Annotated in this window: 19 protein-coding genes and 2 tRNA genes; 9 read left to right on the top strand and 12 right to left on the bottom strand. The window is 53.7% G+C overall.

Going from position 1 to position 20,944, the window contains the following annotated elements; genetic code table 11:
• Positions 1-163: 163 nt before the first annotated feature.
• Positions 164-484: a thioredoxin TrxA gene (gene trxA / locus K355_RS0113705; RefSeq protein WP_022732720.1), complete on the top strand. Its 321-nt coding sequence runs from the start codon at positions 164-166 to the stop codon at positions 482-484.
• Positions 485-553: 69 nt separating this feature from the next.
• On the opposite strand, the gene K355_RS0113700 is transcribed toward trxA (K355_RS0113705), so the two are convergent.
• Positions 554-1,504 (bottom strand): hypothetical protein, encoded by a 951-nt coding sequence (locus tag K355_RS0113700; RefSeq protein WP_147250372.1) that lies wholly within the window; start codon positions 1,502-1,504, stop codon positions 554-556.
• 83 nt (positions 1,505-1,587) lie between these two features.
• Here K355_RS0113700 and K355_RS25675 point away from each other — a divergent pair, with 83 nt between their 5' ends.
• From K355_RS25675 to K355_RS0113685, 3 genes are all read left to right on the top strand, one after another.
• Positions 1,588-1,953, top strand: a complete 366-nt coding sequence (locus K355_RS25675; RefSeq protein WP_022732718.1) for a hypothetical protein — start codon at positions 1,588-1,590, stop codon at positions 1,951-1,953.
• The gene (gene lanM, locus K355_RS0113690; RefSeq protein WP_162142302.1) at positions 1,928-4,753 is read left to right on the top strand and encodes a type 2 lanthipeptide synthetase LanM; all 2,826 of its coding nucleotides are present in this window, start codon (positions 1,928-1,930) and stop codon (positions 4,751-4,753) included. Before K355_RS25675 ends, lanM begins: the two co-directional genes overlap by 26 nt.
• A 721-nt stretch (positions 4,754-5,474) precedes the next feature.
• Entirely contained in the window at positions 5,475-5,681 is a 207-nt protein-coding gene (locus K355_RS0113685; RefSeq protein WP_022732716.1) for a hypothetical protein, read from the top strand.
• Between the two features lie 86 nt (positions 5,682-5,767).
• Here the strand turns inward: K355_RS0113685 and K355_RS0113680 are convergent, their stop codons facing one another.
• The 5 genes from K355_RS0113680 to K355_RS0113660 form a co-directional block, all read right to left on the bottom strand.
• On the bottom strand, positions 5,768-8,227 hold the full coding sequence (locus K355_RS0113680; protein ID WP_022732715.1) for a DNA translocase FtsK: 2,460 nt from the start codon (positions 8,225-8,227) through the stop codon (positions 5,768-5,770).
• Positions 8,228-8,313: 86 nt separating this feature from the next.
• Positions 8,314-9,504 (bottom strand): aminotransferase class I/II-fold pyridoxal phosphate-dependent enzyme, encoded by a 1,191-nt coding sequence (locus K355_RS0113675; protein WP_022732714.1) that lies wholly within the window; start codon positions 9,502-9,504, stop codon positions 8,314-8,316.
• Positions 9,505-9,718: 214 nt separating this feature from the next.
• Positions 9,719-10,957, bottom strand: coding sequence for an ammonium transporter (locus K355_RS0113670; protein ID WP_022732713.1), 1,239 nt, complete (start codon positions 10,955-10,957; stop codon positions 9,719-9,721).
• A 340-nt stretch (positions 10,958-11,297) separates the two neighbouring features.
• Positions 11,298-12,626 (bottom strand): ammonium transporter family protein, encoded by a 1,329-nt coding sequence (locus K355_RS0113665; RefSeq protein WP_022732712.1) that lies wholly within the window; start codon positions 12,624-12,626, stop codon positions 11,298-11,300.
• A 23-nt stretch (positions 12,627-12,649) separates the two neighbouring features.
• Positions 12,650-12,988, bottom strand: coding sequence for a P-II family nitrogen regulator (locus K355_RS0113660; RefSeq protein ID WP_007088725.1), 339 nt, complete (start codon positions 12,986-12,988; stop codon positions 12,650-12,652).
• A gap of 519 nt (positions 12,989-13,507) precedes the next feature.
• Between K355_RS0113660 and K355_RS0113655 the strand changes: the two genes are divergently transcribed.
• Positions 13,508-14,731 carry a UbiH/UbiF/VisC/COQ6 family ubiquinone biosynthesis hydroxylase gene (locus K355_RS0113655; RefSeq protein WP_022732711.1) on the top strand — a complete coding sequence of 408 codons (1,224 nt, stop codon included), beginning with the start codon at positions 13,508-13,510 and terminating at the stop codon, positions 14,729-14,731.
• A gap of 224 nt (positions 14,732-14,955) precedes the next feature.
• On the top strand, positions 14,956-15,621 hold the full coding sequence (locus tag K355_RS0113650) for an OmpW/AlkL family protein (protein WP_022732710.1): 666 nt from the start codon (positions 14,956-14,958) through the stop codon (positions 15,619-15,621).
• 147 nt (positions 15,622-15,768) lie between these two features.
• On the opposite strand, the gene K355_RS0113645 is transcribed toward K355_RS0113650, so the two are convergent.
• The 5 genes from K355_RS0113645 to K355_RS0113625 all read right to left on the bottom strand — a co-directional run bounded on the left by K355_RS0113645 (position 15,769) and on the right by K355_RS0113625 (position 18,658).
• Entirely contained in the window at positions 15,769-16,158 is a 390-nt protein-coding gene (locus K355_RS0113645) for a gamma-butyrobetaine hydroxylase family protein (RefSeq protein WP_022732709.1), read from the bottom strand.
• 14 nt (positions 16,159-16,172) lie between these two features.
• Positions 16,173-16,361 carry a Trm112 family protein gene (locus tag K355_RS0113640; protein ID WP_022732708.1) on the bottom strand — a complete coding sequence of 63 codons (189 nt, stop codon included), beginning with the start codon at positions 16,359-16,361 and terminating at the stop codon, positions 16,173-16,175.
• Positions 16,362-16,408: 47 nt separating this feature from the next.
• Positions 16,409-17,098 carry an LON peptidase substrate-binding domain-containing protein gene (locus K355_RS0113635; protein WP_022732707.1) on the bottom strand — a complete coding sequence of 230 codons (690 nt, stop codon included), beginning with the start codon at positions 17,096-17,098 and terminating at the stop codon, positions 16,409-16,411.
• Positions 17,095-18,015, bottom strand: coding sequence for a thioredoxin (gene trxA / locus K355_RS0113630; protein ID WP_022732706.1), 921 nt, complete (start codon positions 18,013-18,015; stop codon positions 17,095-17,097). Before trxA (K355_RS0113630) ends, K355_RS0113635 begins: the two co-directional genes overlap by 4 nt.
• A gap of 124 nt (positions 18,016-18,139) precedes the next feature.
• Positions 18,140-18,658 (bottom strand): prolyl-tRNA synthetase associated domain-containing protein, encoded by a 519-nt coding sequence (locus K355_RS0113625; RefSeq protein ID WP_028791599.1) that lies wholly within the window; start codon positions 18,656-18,658, stop codon positions 18,140-18,142.
• 218 nt (positions 18,659-18,876) lie between these two features.
• On the opposite strand from K355_RS0113625, the gene K355_RS0113620 reads away from it, so the two are divergent.
• From K355_RS0113620 to K355_RS24010, 3 genes are all read left to right on the top strand, one after another.
• Positions 18,877-18,951, top strand: a tRNA-Gly gene (locus K355_RS0113620).
• Between the two features lie 38 nt (positions 18,952-18,989).
• Positions 18,990-19,064: transfer RNA gene (locus K355_RS0113615), tRNA-Gly, on the top strand.
• A gap of 87 nt (positions 19,065-19,151) precedes the next feature.
• Positions 19,152-19,793, top strand: coding sequence for a DUF488 domain-containing protein (locus tag K355_RS24010; RefSeq protein WP_022732704.1), 642 nt, complete (start codon positions 19,152-19,154; stop codon positions 19,791-19,793).
• 22 nt (positions 19,794-19,815) lie between these two features.
• On the opposite strand, the gene fabI is transcribed toward K355_RS24010, so the two are convergent.
• Positions 19,816-20,574 carry an enoyl-ACP reductase FabI gene (gene fabI / locus K355_RS0113605; protein ID WP_028791598.1) on the bottom strand — a complete coding sequence of 253 codons (759 nt, stop codon included), beginning with the start codon at positions 20,572-20,574 and terminating at the stop codon, positions 19,816-19,818.
• Positions 20,575-20,944 lie beyond the last annotated feature (370 nt).

The following is a 20,944-nucleotide window of genomic DNA, read 5'->3' as shown; positions in this document are numbered from 1 at the left end:
GGCTGCGACTCTGCAGAAGTCTTGGCTTTGCGCCGGTGACATCGCAGCAGATCGCCCAATGCGCTTGACGTTTGCGTCAGTGCTGCCTACCTTGGCCTCATACAGCGGATCGAGGTGTGTGGGGGACGACCCCAAGCCTCGTAACAACTAGGATACTGAAAGTATGACCACGATTAAAGTTTCCGACGGTTCGTTCGATAGCGACGTTCTGGGTTCCAACGACCCGGTTCTGGTCGATTTCTGGGCAGAATGGTGCGGTCCGTGTAAGCAGATTGCGCCATATCTCGATGAAATCGCCGGTGAACTGGGCGGCAAGCTCACGATCGCCAAGGTGAATATCGACGAAAACCCGAACACCCCGGCAAAATACGGTGTGCGCGGCATCCCTACCCTGATGATCTTCAAGGGCGGCGAAGTTGCAGCGATGAAAGTCGGCGCACTCCCGAAAAGCGCACTTGTTGACTGGATCAACCAGTCGATCTGATCGCTTGATCGGACCAGAACTTAAAAAGGCGGGCTGAATTTCAGCCCGCCTTTTTTCATGTGTACGGGTCTATATCGTAAATGCTTCGCCTGCCGGAATACGGCGTTCCCAGATCATGAGTTCTTCAACCCGCGTTAGCCCGAACCGTTCAAGCGCCTTCCACGACGCGGCATTTCTTGCTTCGGCATAGCCAATAATCGGAACGTTCCACCGGTCTGCGACCAACTGGGCCAGATGTCGACACATCAGGTCAACCGACCCGGTTCCCCAGTGGCGTCGCATGCAGGTATATTGCGGTGAAAGAACGGAATCTCCCAGATAGCTGAGGGTAATACTGCTTGTAACTTCATCACCGAGTTTGGCGATGATGATATCATTGGCGTCAGCTTCATAGTTCTTGCGCATGCGCTCAGGTGTGGATGGGGTAACGCTTTCGCGATTTGAAAAGGCGCGGTTATAGATGTCCGCCAACTTTTCAAAGATTTCCGGATCAGAAGCGACATAAGAATCGTCAATCACAAGTGTTTTATATCCGCGTTCAACCGCCCGGTCCGCATGTGGGAATTCACCGGACCGGGGTGGCCCGGGTTCACGCTTATAGCGATAGGTTCCGGGTATCTCGGCAAACCCCATCTCTGTCATTTCTGTGTGCGGCAAAGTCACTTCAGACGGGTTGTAAACGTGGTAACGGGTGTCACGCGTGGCGATATTCGTGTTTTCCGTCGCAAGAACTGCGCGCAGTAAGCTTGCATTTGTTTCGGGTTTTTTGTCTTTGCCTTCGGCCGACATCATCACCAGAAGGCCGTCCTCACGGGTTTCTTTACGCCGGATTGTGACAGCCGCCTGCATCTTGCCGTCTTCGTCCTGAAGCACATAGTCACTGCCTTGCGTCAGAATGGCGGTCGCCAGATCAATGGTTTGGTAGTACCGCCGTCCTTCTTCGTCGGCGATTTCCATGCGCAACGCGACATAGGGCGCGATGTTTTCCCGCGTGATGGCGACAAGTTGCATGTTGCTCAAAACTTCTCTTGGCTTAAGGTCACAATTAGGGTCTTAGCTTTAACTATCAGCGCTTTAATATGCCAAAAGGTCAAGGGGAACAGATGGATATCGGTCCGTTTTGGGCATCAATCGCGGCAAAGGCCGCCACCATAGATGAGCGTCTTTCTGGAAAATATGTTCCTGACTCTGGCAAAGATGAAGCACACTCTGCATCTGAATCTGAGCTTGCCGATACTCATCAGCGATTTCTGCAGCAATGGTGTGAATTTGCTTCTAACGGGGATGCTGACCTGTTTACCCGACGTCTTGCCAGAGACGGTCTAAAGGCAAATGACGTTGCCCCGTATCTTGGCGATGTTGTGCTCCGTGCCGGGGAAGAACCTCCGAAATGGCTTGCGACCGCGCGTTGGGTGTTTGACGCGATTGTATCTGGTGGCGGTGATGCCACCGGGGACTGCCCCCCCTGATATCCAGACACACGTGCCGTTTGCAGATTTGATTTGGCCGGTTGTCGTTGCTGCACGGGCAAGGGTTCAGGGTTTTGATGCGGCCCTACTGAGTGCGGATGCAAGACACGACCTTGATCGTATTTTGATCCGGCGCTTGGCCAAGGTTTATACGCACACACTTTATGAAAGCTTTGAGTCGTTTCGTAAGGCCGTTGGTATCGAGCCGGAAGACACATCCGGGCCAGAAGTCTATGACGCCTTCACATCTGCACTGCGCAGCGGACCCTTTGCCAATCTGGTGTCAAACCGCCCTGTCATGATCCGCCTGCTGGCAACCATTGTCGATCAGTGGATTGCGACAGTAGGCGAGTTTATTGACCGTTTGGTGGGTGATATGGCCGCGTTTGGGGACCATTTCCCGGAACTTCGGGGTGTGACAGCTGTTCGGGCGATTACCGGCGGGATTTCAGATTCTCACGATCATGGGCGCTCAGTCCTGATCCTTGAATTCGATACAGGGGCCAAGCTTGTGTATAAGCCGCGCCCAATCGGTGCAGAGCAGGCCTGGAAGTGCCTGTCGGACTGGTTGGTCAATAACGGCTCGGACATCCGGCTTGGTGCTGTGCAAACCTGGTGCCTGCCAGATTATGGCTGGATGGCCTATGTCGACCATGACGCAGCCCTGTCATCGGACCGGGCGTCAGTTTTCTATCGCGCATCTGGTCAGTTGCTTGCGCTGCTTTACTGTCTGAAGGGCAGTGACATGCATCATGAAAACGTCGTGATTGCAGATGGGCGCCCTGTGGTCATTGATCTGGAAACACTGTTTCAGCCGGAATTGCGTCATCTGCCGGGCGGAACTCCGGCGCTGCATGCAAAGGAGCTTGCGACCCATAGCTTTGGCAAAGGCGTGATTGCTGTGGGGCTGCTGGCGCAACGTAAAAACATTGCCGGGCATTGGGTTGATGACGGGGGGCTTGCCTCATCCGTGCCAAAGCCGGTGCGCGATGTCCGGTTAATGAACATTAATCAGGGCAATATGGTCTTTGAAACCGTCACAGAGGAAAAGCCACTTGCCGGCTTGGGCATTACCTTTGGTGGGCAACCAGCCGATGCGGCTGATCACGTTACAGAGATTATCGACGGGTTCTGCGACACCATTAATTTCCTGTCTGATAACAGCGCTGCGTTCCTTGCCAAAGACGGGCCGCTTGGTGGATTTAAGGATGTGCGCATTCGCCATGTGTTGCGCCCAACCGCCTATTATCAGGAACTCGAATACACCATCCGTACGCCGCAAAATCAGCAGGATGGTTTTGTCTGGAGCCTGCATTTCGAAAGACTCGCACGTCGTGCGCGTTGGGATATTGATGACTATCCGGGTTGGGGTATTCTTGCCCACGAACGCACAGCATTAACCAGAATGGACGTGCCACTTTTTAGCGGCAAGACTGATCAGGATGGTGTGTGGGCCGATGGCATGCTTGTTTCCACCGATTTTACCGCGTCGGCCGTGTTACCCAACCTTCGTGATCGCCTCGCTGACCTAAAAGCCAATCTGGAATATGATTGTGCAATCATTCGTCAGTTTGTTCTTTCAACGCGGTTTACTGACCTGCCGCCGCACAGACCATGGGCAGATACGCCCCTTTGCAACGATATCGCGGCCGCCGCCCGCCAATCAGCACTGTCCATCGCACGATATGTTGCCAATCAGGCGATCCTGTGTGATGGCGCTGCGTGCTGGATGACCGCAGATGCCACACCGGATGGCGCAGCCCTTCAGGTCACCGCGATGGGCGAGCAGTTTTATGAAGGCACGGCCGGAGTGGCCATTTTCTTGGCCGGATGCCATGCGATTGATCCGGCTGGGGAGTGGAAAACACTGGCTTTGGCAGCACTTGAAGCCCCGCGCGCGACCACAGCTCAGCTGGGGTCAGTCGGTGGGTTTGAGGGATTTGGCGGCCTTGTTTATGTGTTGGTACGCTGTGCCGACTTGCTTGATGCACCTGAATTGCGCGATGAAGCCGTCCGCATGTCCGAATGGATTGATGATGTCGCTGTTGATGCGGACAAGGCACTTGATGTCATAAGCGGGGTGTCAGGGGCGATACTGGGATTGCTGGCGCTTTACCGTGACACCGGCGATCAGGCCGTGCTGGATCGGGCAATAATGTGCGGAAAACATCTTCCCGCAGACCCGGCAGCATGGACAGGTATTGGGGATCGCGCGCTGGCAGGCATGTCCCATGGCGCAGCCGAGTCGGTTTTGGCCCTTCTGAAACTCTATCAGGCCTGCGGTGATGAGGCATTTCTGAGTTTGGCCAAACGTGGTCTTGCGTTTGAACGCAGCCTGTTTGATCCGGTCGAAAATGGATGGCCCGATTTGCGCGGCGAAAAACCGGTTCGTGATCCGGTCCAATGGTGTCACGGGGCAGCAGGTATCGGATTTGCCCGGATGGCGGCCCTTGATGTGCTGGATGACCCGACCATTCGCGACGAAATTGAAACGGCAATTGCAGCGGTTCTGGCAAGACAGGACGGCGGACGTGATAATCTATGCTGTGGTCATGCCGGGCGGTTTTCAATGTTACGATATGCGTTGGAACTCGGGTGTGGCGCCGATGATCTGGAGCATCATTTCAATCATCGTTTATCTGCGTGGATCAATCGGCTTGATCACGGCGATGCTGTCGGGATGATGACGCGCGACCGCGACTTTCAGACCGGCTTGATGCAAGGTTTGCCGGGCATTGGACAGGCGCTTCTTGAAATTGGCGCCCCAAGGGAAATCAGACCTGTACTGACACTGGCATGATTTGGCTGAATTTCAGGGTTTTATAAAGGCACAAGTTGACAGGATTCGTGTCCTGATATTCAATCAAAGCGCTATTATTCTGAATAAACAGAAATCAAGGGTTATATGTATGGAAAACACAGTTCAAGGAGTCGCGAACAAATTAAGTGCGTGGCAGGCGAGTGGTGGCGCATTGACAGATCCGATGAACGCACCCATTGTGCGTTCTGATCAGCATCTGGCCTCTGCGGCAAGCACGACCGGTGGTCCGAGCTGCCCGACTGGGTTTAATCCGGAAATCCAAAGTTCTGCTGGGTCCCTCGGGCCTCAACTTCGGTGCGGTTAGCGGGTAACTGCTTTGGAAATCAGTGCTGCGCAAGGATCGCATCAGTTCAGGTGTGCAGCTTCCTAACCGGGTCGACTGACGGTGGTCTTGCAGACTTGCCATGTGCGGACATCGACTTCGCCAGCTGACGTTTTGAAAAGGGGTGGGCCGTGACAATGGCCCACCCCTCTCAAATGCCACGGACTTGAATGCTCGTAAGGCGAACCATCGATATTTCCATCAGCACTTCGTGTTTATCGATATGGTGGTGCTCTAAACCACGCCGTATTCCTACATCTGTTTGGATGGTGCGTGCCGCACACGCGTGACGCCCTGTATTCCCCAATTGACTTGTCTGTCCGGTTATATTTTCATTGGAAAGTAAGTTCTTTCTTATGCAATTCAGGGATGAGAAATATGAACGTGATGGCAAATACCACCGGCGATGTCATGGCCAATTGGAAGATCAATGGTGGGGTGTTGTTGGCGCAGAATGTAAATGCGGCTGAAGACATTGATCAGGAGATGAGTGCTGCAGCCAGCACACAAGGTGCATCCTGTGACTGGATCGACCCGGAATTGAATGCCGCAGCAGCAACGAATTCCAGAACGCATTGCTGGTAAGTGGCTGAGACGGAACGCAATTAACGCAAGAAGGCGGACATATCTGTCGCCTTCTTTTCGTTCATCCGTTCAAAGATGTGCTCTGATTAATACTCGTAAGGCGAACCATCCATATTTTCCATCAGCACTTCGCGTTTGCCAACATGGTTGGCACCGGATACGACGCCGTTTTCTTCCATCTGTTCGATGATGCGTGCGGCCCGGTTATAGCCAATCGACAGTTTGCGCTGGATAAAGCTGGTGGATGCTTTCTTCTCGCGAAGCACAATCCCGACCGCCTGATTGTACAGATCATCGTCTGATCCATTTCCGCCCCCCGCACCAGCATTGCCGCCTGCCATATAGGCGGCAACCGGGTCTTCTTCGGGTTCTTCGGTAACGGTTTCAAGATAGGTCGGGTCGCCCTGATCACGCAGGTGCTTGACGATGCTTTCGACTTCCTCGTCCGATACAAACGGGCCATGGACACGCTGCAAACGGCCGCCTTGGCCCATGTAAAGCATATCGCCCTGACCCAGAAGCTGCTCGGCGCCCATTTCACCAAGAATGGTACGGGAATCGATCTTGGACGTTACGGAATAGGAAATACGGGTCGGGAAGTTGGCCTTGATCGTGCCGGTGATCACGTCAACCGACGGACGCTGTGTCGCCATGATCAGATGTAGGCCAGCCGCACGGGCCATTTGCGCCAGTCGCTGGATCGATGCTTCGACATCCTTGCCCGCCACCAGCATAAGATCGGCCATCTCATCGACAATCACGACGATAAACGGCAGCGGCTCCATCGGCAGTTCCTGATCTTCAAAGATCGGCTTGCCGGTTTCCGGGTCGAACCCGGTTTGAACCCGCCGTGTAAGCTGTTCACCCTTGGCCGCCGCTTCCTTGATGCGTTTGTTGTACCCGGCAATGTTACGCACCCCGACCTGGCTCATAGCGCGGTAGCGGTCTTCCATTTCGCGCACCGCCCATTTAAGCGCGACAACCGCCTTGTGCGGGTCGGTGACAACCGGGGTCAGAAGATGCGGGATACCGTCATAAATCGACAGCTCCAACATTTTCGGATCGATCATGATGAAGCGGCATTCTTCGGGTTTTAAGCGATACAGCAAGGACAGGATCATTGCGTTCACACCAACCGATTTACCCGAGCCGGTGGTCCCGGCAATCAGCAAGTGCGGCATTTTCGAAAGATCGGCAATCACCGGGGTTCCGCCAATATCCTTGCCCAAGCTCATATTAAGCTTGCCGGTATTTTTTTCAAAATCACTCGATGCCAGAATTTCGTGCAAATGCACGGTTTCACGCCGCGAATTTGGTAATTCAATCCCGATAACGTTACGACCCGGTACCACAGCAACACGGGCGGCAATCGCACTCATGGAGCGTGCAATATCATCGGCCAAGCCAATCACGCGCGATGATTTCACCCCGGCTGCAGGTTCAAGTTCATAGAGGGTCACAACGGGGCCCGGGCGGACCTGAACGATTTCGCCCTTGACGCCAAAGTCCTGCAACACGGTTTCCAGAAGACGGGCGTTTTGCGCCAGTGCTTCCTGATCAATCTGGTTGGCGTCGGCCGGGTCAGGCTCACTCAAAAGATCAAGCGGCGGGAAACGGTATTCTTCTGATCCAAGGTCAAAGGATGCCTGACGCTGGGCGGAAGCCTTGTCACTGGGTTGCAGTTTTGCCGCCGGTGCGGCGACGATATGAACCGGCGGTTCGTGATCTACGTCGTCGTCAAGCTCGTCATATCCGTCGTCATCGCCGGTGTGACCAGCGGGCGGTTCGGACCGGCGGGTGGAAATGGAGGTTCCCATTTTGCCTTTGCCACTATCCATCGATGGTTCCTGCCGCGACCGTGCCGTGCGTTTGGTCCCCGGTTCATCGTTGGTTGATCCCGGAATGGCGGCCCGGGTGCCTGATACGACCTTACCGGCGGCATAGGAAAGAACACCCCCAAGGCGCGCCCAGTCAGACAGCGAATAGGCCATGCAAAAGATGGTCAAAACCATGCCCAACACCATGGAGGCCAAGGCAATCAGCGCACGCGCCCCGGGAATGCCGATCATGGCAAAGCCGGCTTGCAATTTCGAAAGCAGCAAATCACCGGCAAACCCGCCAAGGCCAACTGTTAACGGCCAATGCATGCCCGGTTCGATGGCAGCAGCGGAGGTCGCCACCAGCAACAGTGCCAGCGGCAAGACAAGGAAGCGTACCCACATCCAGTTAAACGGTTTAACCGCAATCAGCCGCATGCCCCAGCCCAGCAACAGCACAGTGAGCAATGCGGACGCCAAACCAAGGGTGCGCAACATCAAGTCCGCGCCATACGCCCCGACGATACCCAGCGGATTAAATAGCGTCGCCCGGTCACTGGCATGGTTAAACGACGGATCACCGGGATGGAACCCGATCAGCATGATGAACAGGGTAATGGCCAAAAGGACCAGCCCAAGTCCGCAAATTCGCAAACCGCTTCGTTTCAACAGCATCACAAGACTGCCGGGCATGAAGGCGGTTCCAAGAATGTTTGACTGACTGCTCATCTGGGTGTCCGTAACTGGTTATGGTCGGTATCTTGCGCGATAGTGTCGTCGATCATTTGGTCGGTGTTATGTCGGCACGGGTAACGTCAGTTTTCCAGTGCCTGTGCAATGCGTGTCAGCCCGTCGCGCGTGGTTGCCAAATCATGCACCAGCGCGATGCGGATAAACTGTTTGCCCGGGTTGTTTCCCTTGGCATCGGTGATCGAAAGATAACTGCCCGGAATGACTTTGACCCCGGCTTCGCGCCAGATTTTCTTGGTCGCGGCCTCGTCATCGCCAACATCAAGCCACAGGAAAAAGCCCCCCGGTGGACGATAAAACCCGAACCGGTTGCCAAAGATTTCCTCGGCAATGTCAATTTTGGCCCGATATAGATCACGGTTTTCGCGCGCGTGGGCGTCATCGTTCCAAAGATCGACCGATGCGGCCATTACCGGCATCGGGATGGTGGCCGAACAATAGCTGCGCAGTGCGGTGAACCGTTTGACGATTTTGCGATCGCCTGCGACGAAACCTGATCGTAATCCCGGTGCGCTCGATCGTTTCGACAGGCTGTGAAACACAAGGACATTATCCATGTTTCCACCCTGTGCTGCACAGATTTCAAGCGCACCTACCGGTGCGGATCGATCATAAATGTCAGCATAACATTCATCCATCGCCAGCACGAAATCATGTTTGCGGGCTAGTGCAATGATGCGTTCAAGGTAATCACGCGAGGCAATAGATCCTTGCGGATTGGCCGGTGAACACAGGAAAAACAGGCGGCACGCGTCTAACGTTTCGGTATCGATCTGATCAAGATCGGGCAAAAAGCCATTTTCAGGACCGGCTGCAAGCGGGACCATTTCCGCGTCATTAAGTACGGCAGCCCCGCAATAGACCTGATAAAACGGGTTGGGCAAAAGGACCTTGGGCTTGGGGCCGGGTGTGTCCTGCGGGATGACAGTGGTCGCAATCAGATAAAGCGCCTCACGCGTGCCCGCCACGGGCAGGATATGGTCATCACGATCAAGCATGTCGGTGGGCAGATCATACCGGCGATCAAGCCAGTTTTTTATTGCCTCACGCAGTTCCGGCGTACCGGCACCCGGTGGGTATTTGTGCCAAAGGTTTGCATGTTTAACCATCGCATCGGTGATCATCGCCGGCGGTTCGTGCTGCGGCTCGCCGATTGACATCACCAACGGTGATTGTCCCGGTTCAATACCGTCAAGCAAGGCCGCCAATCTTGGGAATGGATAAGCAGGCAATTGATCGAGGCGTTCGTTAAACATGGTTGACGTCATTCCAGCTTGATCTGTGGCGCATCAGTGCGAAAGCCATGATGCGGATGCATGTTGGTTTAATATGGGCAATTTCCCCTCACTCTACCCCTATGCCAAAAGTGCAAAGAAAGATTTAAGAAGTGGCGTGTCTGAACGTAAAAAGCCCGGAAAGGTGCGCTTTCCGGGCTTTTGATTTTATGGTTATGTCTTTGGAGGTTTGCGACTAGCTGGCGCGCAAGTCATCCTCTGGATACGCACCGATCTTGTGGATCGATACATCTGCGCCATCAAATTCGTCTTCTTCAGACAGGCGAATGCCAATGGTTTTCTTCAATATCCCATAGACAGCAAACCCGGAAATGACGGCAAAAACAACACCAGCCAGCGATCCCGCCAACTGGGCGCCAAATGATACGCCACCCATACCGCCAAGGGCTTCGAGGCCAAAGACGCCACAGGCAATGCCGCCCAAAAGACCGCACATCCCATGGAGCGGCCAGACGCCAAGCACGTCATCAATTTTCCATTTCGCCTGACACTGGTTAAAGCCCCAGACAAACAAAGCCCCGGCCAGCCCGCCGGTAACAAGGGCGCCAATCGGATGCATGACGTCCGATCCGGCGCAAACTGCCACCAGTCCGGCCAGTGCGCCGTTATGGACAAAGCCCGGATCATTTCGCCCGGCCAGCAGGGCGGTTAAAATGCCGCCGACCATTGCCATCAGTGAATTAATCGCAACAAGCCCGGTGATGCCGCTAACCGATTGGGCGGACATGACGTTAAAGCCAAACCAGCCAACACACAAAACCCACGACCCAAGGGCCAGGAACGGGATGTTGGATGGCGGAATCCCAATCAGACTGCCGGTTTTGCTATAGCGTCCGCGCCGCACACCAAGGCAGATGACCGCACCAAGTGCGATCCAGCCCCCCACGGCATGGACAACAATTGATCCGGCAAAATCATGAAACGGCGCGCCAAAGGTGGCTTCGATCAGGTCCTGAAACCCGAAATTATTGTTCCAGACCATGCCTTCAAACAATGGATAGAAAACCCCGACCAGAATGGCAGTGGCGAACAGTTGGGGATAAAACCGCGCGCGTTCGGCAATGCCGCCTGAAATGATGGCCGGAATGGCCGCCGCAAAGGTCAGCAGGAAGAAGAATTTAACAAGGTCATAGCCGCTTGAGGCAAACAGATGCTGTCCATCGACCATGGCGGAGCCGGAAAGAACGGTTGCACTGGCAAAGAAATTCACCCCATAGGCAACGCCATACCCGACAAAGAAATAGGCAATGGTCGATACCGCAAAATCGACAATGATTTTAACCAGTGCGTTGACCTGGTTCTTTTTGCGCACGGTGCCAACTTCAAGGAAGGCAAAACCGGCATGCATCGCAAGCACCATAATGGCGCCCATCAGGACGAAAAACACGTCCGAGGCAGTCTGGAAAGCCTCCATAAGGCATCCCCCCGTTTATTAAAAAGCGTTTCCTCTCGGTCCGTTCTTGCCGGGGCAGTCGGACTCTGGTTCGGGCTGCCATGATCAATTTCTGTGCCAACAGGCATTTGAACCGGGTGCAGGCGATATTCTTCTAGGCGTGAGGATGCTTTTTCGATCAGGGGAATGGCGGATGAGGCAGGTTGGCTCAAAACCGGTTCTGCCTTTGCAGTGATCAAAATGCTGCCCAAAAAGGCAGCACACAAACAAAAGACCCGCCGGGCGAAAGACGCCGGGCGGGTCAGTGGTCTGACAGGCTGGGTACCGTGCGAACACGGTACCCGTCAGGAAATCGTATCGCTTAGAAGCGCTGCGAACCTTTACCGAATTCCGGATAAGCTTCGAGGCCAAGCTCAGCAGCATCGCTGCCCATTGCTTCGTCTTCTTCGGAAAGACGGATGCCAACGGTGAACTTCAGGATCAACCACACGATGCTCGAGGCAACGATGGTGAAGGCACCCATTGCAACGATACCGGTCAGCTGAACACCGAACGATGCACCGTCATTGGTGAACGGAACAGCAAGCGTGCCCCAGATACCAGCAACAAGGTGAACCGAAACCGCGCCAACGACATCGTCGATTTTCAGTTTGTCGAGCAGCGGAACTGCAACAACAACCAGAACACCGCCGATTGCGCCGATGATGATCGCCGAACCGATGGTCGGGGTATCCGGACCGGCCGTGATCGAGACCAGACCAGCCAGTGCACCGTTAAGTGCCATGGTAAGGTCGACCTTTTTGTAAAGGATCTGGGTCAGGATCGCTGCGGCAACAACACCACCAGCAGCCGCCATCGAGGTGTTGCCATAGATGTTGGCAATCGCGATGACATCAGCACCCGTGCCCATCGCAAGCTGGGAACCACCGTTGAAGCCGAACCAGCCGAGCCACAGAACGAAAGTACCAAGCGTTGCAAGCGGCAGGTTCGAGCCCGGCATCGGATGAACCGATCCGTCAGCGCCATACTTGCCTTTACGTGCACCAAGGATGATTGCACCGGTCAGAGCAGCCCAGCCGCCGACCGAGTGAACAATGGTCGAGCCAGCAAAGTCAGCAAAGCCCATTTCGGCCAACCAGCCGCCGCCCCACGTCCAGGACCCGGTGATCGGATACAGAACGCCGGTCAAAACAACGACGAAGATCATGAACGGCCACAGTTTGATACGTTCAGCAACAGTACCTGAAACGATCGACGCTGCGGTTGCAACAAACACCATCTGGAAGAACCAGTCAGATGTTGCGGAATAACCGCCCGAGAAATCACCTGCAAGAGCAGCTGCATCATCAGCACTCCAGAGGCTGATAGAACCGATCCAGCCGGTTACATCCATGTACATCAGGTTATACCCGATAAGGTAGTACATGATGCCTGCAACCGCGAAGAGCGAGATGTTCTTGAGCAGAATGGTAGAAACGTTTTTCGTCCGAACCAGGCCGGATTCCAGCATGGCAAAGCCAGCTGCCATCCACATGACCAGTGCGCCACTGAACAGGAAGCTAAAGCTGTTCAGAATGTATTGAGTCTCGGCCGAAACGCCAGCGTCCTGAGCAAAGGCCGGAGAAGCGATTGCGAGAACGGCGGTGCCTGCAAGAGCGGCAAGGCCGGTTTTCTTCATAGGAATATTCATTGTGTCTCCCCTTGTCTCTGGACTTACAGGGCGTCGTCGCCGGTTTCGCCTGTGCGGATACGGACCGCCTGGCTCACATCAAGAACGAAAATCTTTCCGTCCCCGATTTTCCCGGTTTGAGCTGTTTTGGTGATAGCCTCGACAACCTGATCGACCAGATTATCCGTGATGGCGACTTCCAGCTTCACTTTCGGCAGGAAGCTGACCATGTATTCAGCACCACGATAAATTTCGGTCTGGCCTTTCTGACGGCCAAAACCTTTTACTTCGGTGACCGTTAACCCCTGAACGCCCAGTGCGCTAAGCGCCTCGCGGACTTCGTCGAGTTTGAACGGTTTGATGACAGCAGTAACAAGTTTCATATTGTGCGACCTCCCGGCATATCCGTTGAGTACCAACGTGGTAATCACGATTTCGCAGTCTCAACCCTCAAACCAAGAATCGTGCCAGACTCAAAATAATAAATGTAAGTGTTTGTTTTATAATGAAAAAATGTCTAATTTAGGCATTGGGGATCAGGAGGCCATGGCAAGGCGCAGGATTAAAATATGCACAGAATCTAAGGTTGTTTAAAAAATGTGCATATTTTTTAATCAACCAAAGCGTCAGAAAAATCTGTTTTAGGTCAAGGCTCTGTCGCAGGGTTGTCGATAAAGTGCCGACTTTGGAAAGTTACCCCGCAGGGAGTGGCCCAATCGCCAACGGATCGCGTATTCTCCTTAAGGTGTTGCTCACACTGCGGCCTTGTTCGCAGGGGTATAATTTCCTGCATTTTCTTGCCCGCTATGGCGACGCCGGGTAAACATGTGCCAAACGGATACAAGGTCAGACAAAACAGGTTCACCTGTCGGTCTGACCCCACAGGATAGGGATTTTGGGCCATGCATGATCAGGACGTGATGAAGACTGATGTCATTATTTTGGGCGGTGGTCTGAACGGGGCGGCCATGGCGCTGTCGCTGGCGCACGGCGGGATGAAATCAGTGGTGATTGACTTTGCCGATCCCAAAACCATCCTGAGTGCCAATTATGATGGCCGGACGTGCGCAATTGCCGCCGCATCAAAATCCGTACTTGAGGTTATTGGTGCCTGGAAAAATATGGCTGACGCGGCCCAGCCGATCCTTGATATCCGCATTGCCGATGGTCAAAGCCCGCTGTTCCTGCATTACGATCATGCTGATCTTGGCGACGCGCCACTGGGCTATATCGTTGAAAACCTTGTGACGCGCGGTGCCTTGTACCGGGCCATTGCCGAAAACGACCTGATCGAGATGTTGGCCCCGGCACGGGTTGAGGATATCGCGCGCGATCAGGGCGGCATGACCATCACCCTTGCCGATGGGCGTGCGGTGCGTGCGCCACTTGCCATCGGGGCAGAAGGCCGCAATTCCATGCTGCGCGACTGGGCGGGGATCAAGACATATGACTGGAGCTATAAGCAAAGTGCAGTTGTGTGCACGGTCAAGCACAAGCAGCCCCATAACGGCCTTGCGGTTGAGCATTTCCTGCCTGCGGGTCCGTTTGCCATTCTGCCGATGACAGAAAACCGGTGTTCGATTGTCTGGACCGAAAGCACGGACCTTGGCAATTATCTGGTTAATCTCGATGAAGAAACCTTTACCGACGAATTACACCGTCGCTTTGATGGCTATCTTGGTGATCTTGAAGTGATTGGCCCGCGCTTTTGCTATCCGCTGGGGCTTCAGCACGCCTATCACTACACCGATGACCGGATCGCCCTGATCGGGGATGCTGCGCACGGCATGCACCCGATTGCCGGGCAGGGCCTTAATATGGGCATTCGTGACGTTGCGGTATTGGCCGAAATTCTGGTTAATGCCCGTCGTCTGGGGCGTGATATTGGCAGCATTGATGTTTTGGCCGAATATGCCCAATGGCGCCGGTTTGATAATACGGTGATGCTGGCGGTAACAGATGTGACCAACCGGCTGTTTTCCAATGATATCGCCCCGATCCGCTGGGCGCGTGACATTGGCCTTGCCGTGGTTCAGAAAATCCCGCCGCTTAAGAAAACATTCATGTCACATGCCATGGGATATGCCGGGACTCTGCCCAAACTGATGCAGGGAAAGTCCCTTTAGCTAGGCGATCTGCGTCGTGCCCTCTGACCCAATGTGATTAAAAGAGATGCAAAGGTAGAGATAGGGTGTTTCTATCACGCGTCTGGGTTTAATATTTGATGGTCATTTAAAGTCATTCAAAATGTTGTCTTTTTTTATGAACCCTTGTTGATATGTATCAACAAGTCAGCAATGGCTTAGGCGCAGGTTCCCCTCGAGTTAAATTTAATGACAGGGGACAGGACATGACATTTTCCCATAAACTGATGTTGTCGGCTGCTGTGGCGGCAATTTTTGGCGTAACCATGGTTGCCGGTGGTGCCGCTCAGGCACAGGACGCAGGCTTTAAGGCCAAACAGGCCGGTGATTTTCTGATCCGTGGCCGTGTCATCGGGGTGGTTCCGCAGGAAGACTCCTCTACGGGGGATATTGCAACCGGCGAAGCCAAGGTGGATAACGACTACGTTCCTGAGGTCGATTTTTCCTACTTTCTGACCGATAACATAGCTTTGGAGCTTATTGCCGCAACCACCAAGCATGATGTGAAATGGCAGAATCCGGATGTTGACCTTGGTTCGGTCAATCTTTTGCCGCCGACCCTGACCTTGCAGTATCACTTTATGGCTGATCAGCGTTTCAGTCCGTATGTTGGTGCGGGTTTGAACTACACCATGTTCTACAATGAGAAATCCGGTGCCGCGAATTCGATCAAATACGACGATGGCTTTGGCTATGCGTTCCAGGCCGGTTTTGATTATGCCATCTCAGGCCCGTGGTCGTTGAACGTCGATGTGAAAAAGCTCTTTCTCAATACCGATGTTACAGCAGACCTTGGCGGCGCATCGCCTGCCAAAGTTGATGTCGATCTTGATCCATGGGTCTTTGGTGTCGGTGTTGGGTATCGCTTCTAAGTCTTCTCGAAAGCGGATCGAATGTGCCAGAGGGCGGCGACGCAGCCTCCCCGGCCGGTATAGAACGAAAAATCCTAAAAGCGGTCCTGTCATCTGACGGGGCCGTTTTTGTATTTTCGGTAAGTGGGAATGGGTGTGGGGCGGGTGTCAGGAAGGTTTGCGTGGGTCGCGTGACAGGCCGCGGGCCTCGAGTGCACGAAGGTAATCTGCCCACAGGGTATCTTGTGTGTCGTGCAATTCGCGCAGGTAGTGCCAACTGAAAAGTCCGCTGTCATGCAGGTCGTCGAAACTGATGCGGATGGCATAGTTGCCAACCGGAACAATATCGATAACCCCGACATGGCGCCGCCCGGGGATGATTTTCTTTTCCGACGGATGGTGGCCCTGCACCTCGGCCGATGGGCTTTCAACCCGAAGCAGTTCCGCACTAAAGCGCGACGAAACACCATCATCCCAGACGATTTCCAGAATGTGTTCATCGCGCAGATAATTGATTTCAACCGGTGTGAAATCAGGTGTGAAACCGTCTTTGGCCATGAAGTTAAGCTGCCTTAATCGTCGATTGCGCGGGCTTCGTCAGGCAGCATGATCGGGATGCCGTCACGGATCGGATAGGCCAGACCGGCTTTGGTGCTGATCAGTTCGTTATTGTCGCGATCATACTCAAGTGCCTGCTTGGTGACCGGGCAGACAAGGATTTCAAGAAGTTTCGGGTCTACCGGGCTGTGGGTCGCGGTCATAATGTGGCCTTCGGTTTGGTGGGCGTCGTGTGACAGGTCTGTTTGGCTTAGTTTGAATTGCTGTGCGCGTGCTTTGGATTGGCATGTGCCGCCATTTCAAGCAAGGTTGTCAGCATATCGCCGCGATCATACAGGGTTGTGCATTCGAGCAAAGCCTGTTTTTCAAGCGGGCTAAGCTGGCAGCCCATCGAAATGGTGGTGATCAACATTTCATCATCGCTGTCGGCCAGTGTATCCCAGCATGACCTTAAGGAATGCTGCGCAAAATAGACTTCCAGGGCAGTGCGCAGGCGATCACGGTTGATCGGTGCGTCGACACTGGGAATGTCCAGGTCATCTTTCCATGCGCTGAAATCACCGCGTACAGTGCGGTAACCGCCCTCATTCTCGGGCAATTCTTCCACCACATTGAACCGGCAAACACCGGTCAATGTGATTAAAAAACGTCCATCATCGGTTTCGCTAAAGGCGGTAATGCGTCCCGCACAACCGGTGTTGAAAACCGGCGGATTATCCTGATCAACCAAAAGGCTGGCACGCTGATCCGGCCTTGGCTGGATCATGCCAATCATGCGGTCCTGACCCAATGCATCCGTCACCATATTAAGATACCGCGGCTCAAAAACATTAAGCGGCAGATGCCCGCGCGGCAGCAGCAAAGCGCCACCCAGCGGGAAAATCGGCATGGTGTTTGGCAAGTCCGAATACATCGGATCGAAGGGACCGCATATGCTCATGAAAATAACACCGTTGATAATGCGCGGCGTCCGGCGACGCTGGCGGGGTCTGATGGGCCCCATGCTTCAAAGAATTTAAGGAGCTGGGTGCGCCCGGCATCCTCGTTCCATTCACGGTCGGTGCGAATGATGGTGATCATGGCTTTGACGGCATCTTCGCGTTTGTTGGTCGCAAAGCAGGCCATGCCAAGATCGTATTGTGCCTGCACATCAGAAGGATTGGCCGCAACTTTGGCGCGCGCGGCTTCAAGGTCTTCCGGGCTATATCCGGTTTCAGCCAGTTCAAGCGCACTGATGGCAGCCGCAATCGCGGGTTTGAGGCGATCAAGATCAGACATGTTGTCAACGAAGTGGCGGGTTTCTTCAATTTCACCCATGCCAACCATGCAGCGGATCATGCCGCCAATGGCGACTTCGTTTTGCTGTTCACGTTCAAGCACGCTGACATACAGGCTATGTGCGGTGGTGTGGTCGTCTTCGGCAAGGGCTGTGGCCGCCTGTTCAAGAATGGCTTCAATCGGGCTTTCAATCGGGCCGCCAGCAAGTTTTTCATAGAATGCGCGCACTTCGCTTTCGGGCTGTGCGCCCTGAAATGCATCAACCGGACGGCCATCCTTAAAGGCATAGACGGTCGGGACGGACTGGATGCGCAACTGCGCTGCCAGTTCCTGGTTCTCGTCAATATTGATTTTGACAAGCTTCACCCGTCCACCGGCTTCGCGGGTGACTTTTTCGATCGTCGGCGTCAGGCTTTTGCATGGACCGCACCAAGGTGCCCAGAAATCAACAACAACAGGCACTTCCATAGACGGTTCGATGACGTCTTGCACAAAAGTTTCGACAGATCCGTCCTTGATCAGGTCGGGCGTCGTGTTGGTGGCAGCTTCCGGCGCGTTCGCGTCAAGAATGATGGACATTATCTTTAACTCACTAATTCAGGATTTAAGATGATGTTGCCATTGCCGTCCGACAAGAGGTGTAATGGCAATATTAGGCGTGTATTATACGTCAATATAAAGGACTAAAAGGTTTCTCAGACGTTTAGTTAGACGATTGGTCATCTAATTCGTTTTCAAAATCAATGATCTTTGCGTCATAGCCCAGTGACGAGACGAACCGCAACAGGTCCATAGACTGAATTGTCGTGGTTCGGTCATTCCGCAAGGGGTGAAAGTTCAATTTGTCGCCACTGGCCAGTTTGGCATCAAGTGCCAGATTAACCACGCGATCCTGATCATTGATCAGGGCAAAGGGCGTTACCGACCCCGGTGTCACGCCAAGCGTTTCGATCAGAAGTTCTGGTTTACCAAACGAAAGGCGTGCCGATCCAAGCCGTTTGTGCAGATGGTTCATACGGATTTGCGTGTTTTCCTCGGCCACCACCAACCAAAGAGCGTCCTTTTTATCTTTGACAAACAGGTTCTTGGAATGCAGACCGGGCAGGTCGCCGCGCAAATTCTGCGAATCCTCAACTGTGAACAGCGGCTCATGGCTGTGAGTCGTGGTTTCGATTTCCAGTTTTTCCAGATATTCGAAAAGCAGGGTTGATGGATCGCTCATGCTGTTTTCCTTGTGGATGTGATGCCAGAAGATACCCAAGTTGAAAACCGGACGCAAATTTGCGCAACGATGGTCGGATTTCGGCGATTGGACCCAGTAAAGTCAAGGAAAACCGCCAAAATTTCCGATGTGGCACTTTCGTGGAAAAAAGGGTTGCAATCGCTCTTTGTTGGGCTATTATCCGCGCCGCTCCACAGGGGCAGGAAATACTGATGAATGCGGGCGTAGCTCAGGGGTAGAGCATAACCTTGCCAAGGTTAGGGTCGAGAGTTCGAATCTCTTCGCCCGCTCCATCAGGTCACTTTCCAAAGGCATCAGCTTTCATGATGATGCGGGCGTAGCTCAGGGGTAGAGCATAACCTTGCCAAGGTTAGGGTCGAGAGTTCGAATCTCTTCGCCCGCTCCATGATGAAAGTTTCAAAGGCCGTCCTTCGGGGCGGCCTTTTGCTTTTCCGTCTTGCGCTATGGGCCTTTTTATCGTGTGCTGCACCCTATGCAGGATGCTCCGCCAAACGTACCCGGACCCGATCCGAAAACCATCTTCACGGTCGGCTATGCCGGTCATGACCGCGACAGTTTGCTTGCGCTGTTTAAGGCGCACGGCATTACGGCCGTGGCCGATGTTCGGACGTTTAAACGATCCAGCTACTGGACGGCGTTTGATGCCGACAGTTTTGGCCCCTTTTTGCGGGCACAGGGCGTTGCCTATGTTTTTATGGGGGATGTAATGGGTGGCAAGCCGCAAGTGCCTGAGCTCTATCCTGACGGGCAGCTGGACTATGATCTGATGGTACAGCTTCCGGAATTTCAGGATGGCATTGCCCGTTTGATCAGCGGTGCGCAAAAATATCGCATCTGTCTGATGTGTGCGGAAAAGGATCCGCTTGATTGTCATCGGACGTTGCTGATTGCCCCGCCACTAAAGGCCGCCGGGTTTGATCTTTGCCATTTGGTCGAAGGGGGCGTTGAACATCAGTCCGAAACCGAACAGCGCATGGTCGCGCTGAACGGCGGTGACGTGCCCGATCTGTTTGCCGCAATGGCCCCTGATCCTGATGCCGAAACCAAACTTGCGTTACAGCGCCAGATCAAACGTGTCGCGCCACGGGCCCAAGACGCGATAAAGCGTCGCTAACATGAGGCGCGATAAAGCGTCGTTAACCCATGATATTGTAACCGCCATCAATATGAGCGACATCCCCGGTCAAAGACCGGGCGCGGTCACTGGCAAGAAAAGCTGCCAGCTCGCCGATTTCATCAATGGTGACCAATCTGCGGCCCGGCGCACGACGGGTTGCCTGATCCATCAATGTCTCAAACTCGGCAATGCCTGATGCCGCACGGGTTAAAAGTGGCCCCGGTGAAATCGCATGGCAGCGAATGTTTTTCGGACCAAGCTCGGCCGCCATATAACGGGTTGTGCTTTCAAGGGCCGCCTTGACCGGGCCCATGACGCCGTAATGATCAATCACCCGCTCTGAGCCCATATAGGTCACCGTCAAAAGTGCGCCGCCATCGGTCATTAACGGCTCTGCCCGTTTGGCAAGGCGCTGAAACGAATGGCACGAAATATCCATCGCCATCAAAAAGCCGTCGCGTGAACAGTCCGTCACCCGCCCATGCAGGTCATCTGCCGGGGCAAAGGCGATTGAATGCAGTACGAAATCAAGCTTTCCCCATTGTTTCTCGATCTGTGCGAACAATATGTCCATTTGCTGTTCGTCACAGACATCAAGCGGGCAGATGATCGGGGCGTGAAGTTCTTCGGCCTGCGGGCGGACATACTTTTCGGCTTTTGCGTTCTGATAGGTGATCGCCAGTTCAGCGCTTTCGCGGTTGAAAATGCGGGCACATCCCCAAGCGATGGACATTTTATTGGCAATACCGACAATCAGGCCTTTTTTGCCTGCAAGCATCATGAGACTCCGAATTTTCATTGTGCGGTTGCGAAGATGATAATCGCTTGGGGCAGTATTCCAAGTTTAACTCGATCTTGCGATGCAAAAAGAACAAAATTCTGTGACATCGCAGCCAGACAATTAATGTTTCGGTGAAAGGCTAGCTTGTTGGTTAAATGAATTTTTTTTGTGCAGAAGCATAGTTTTTAGGCAGATCATCCGCTATGTGTAGCCTTGGAGGAAATCTTCGGAATTCCATATGCTCCAACCTTGGAAAACCCCAGATTTCCTTCCCAATTAAATGTGACATCCGTGGTGTGTGATGCTGACCGCAAAAGGTCAGTGTTTCGGTTCTGGCAAACAGGACCGGGAAAAAGGGAAATTGGAC

The organism is Thalassospira lucentensis MCCC 1A00383 = DSM 14000 (assembly GCF_000421265.1).
GTDB lineage: Bacteria > Pseudomonadota > Alphaproteobacteria > Rhodospirillales > Thalassospiraceae > Thalassospira > Thalassospira lucentensis.
The sequence above is the reverse complement of the archived record's forward strand: the minus strand, read 5'-3'. Positions and strand labels throughout refer to the sequence as shown.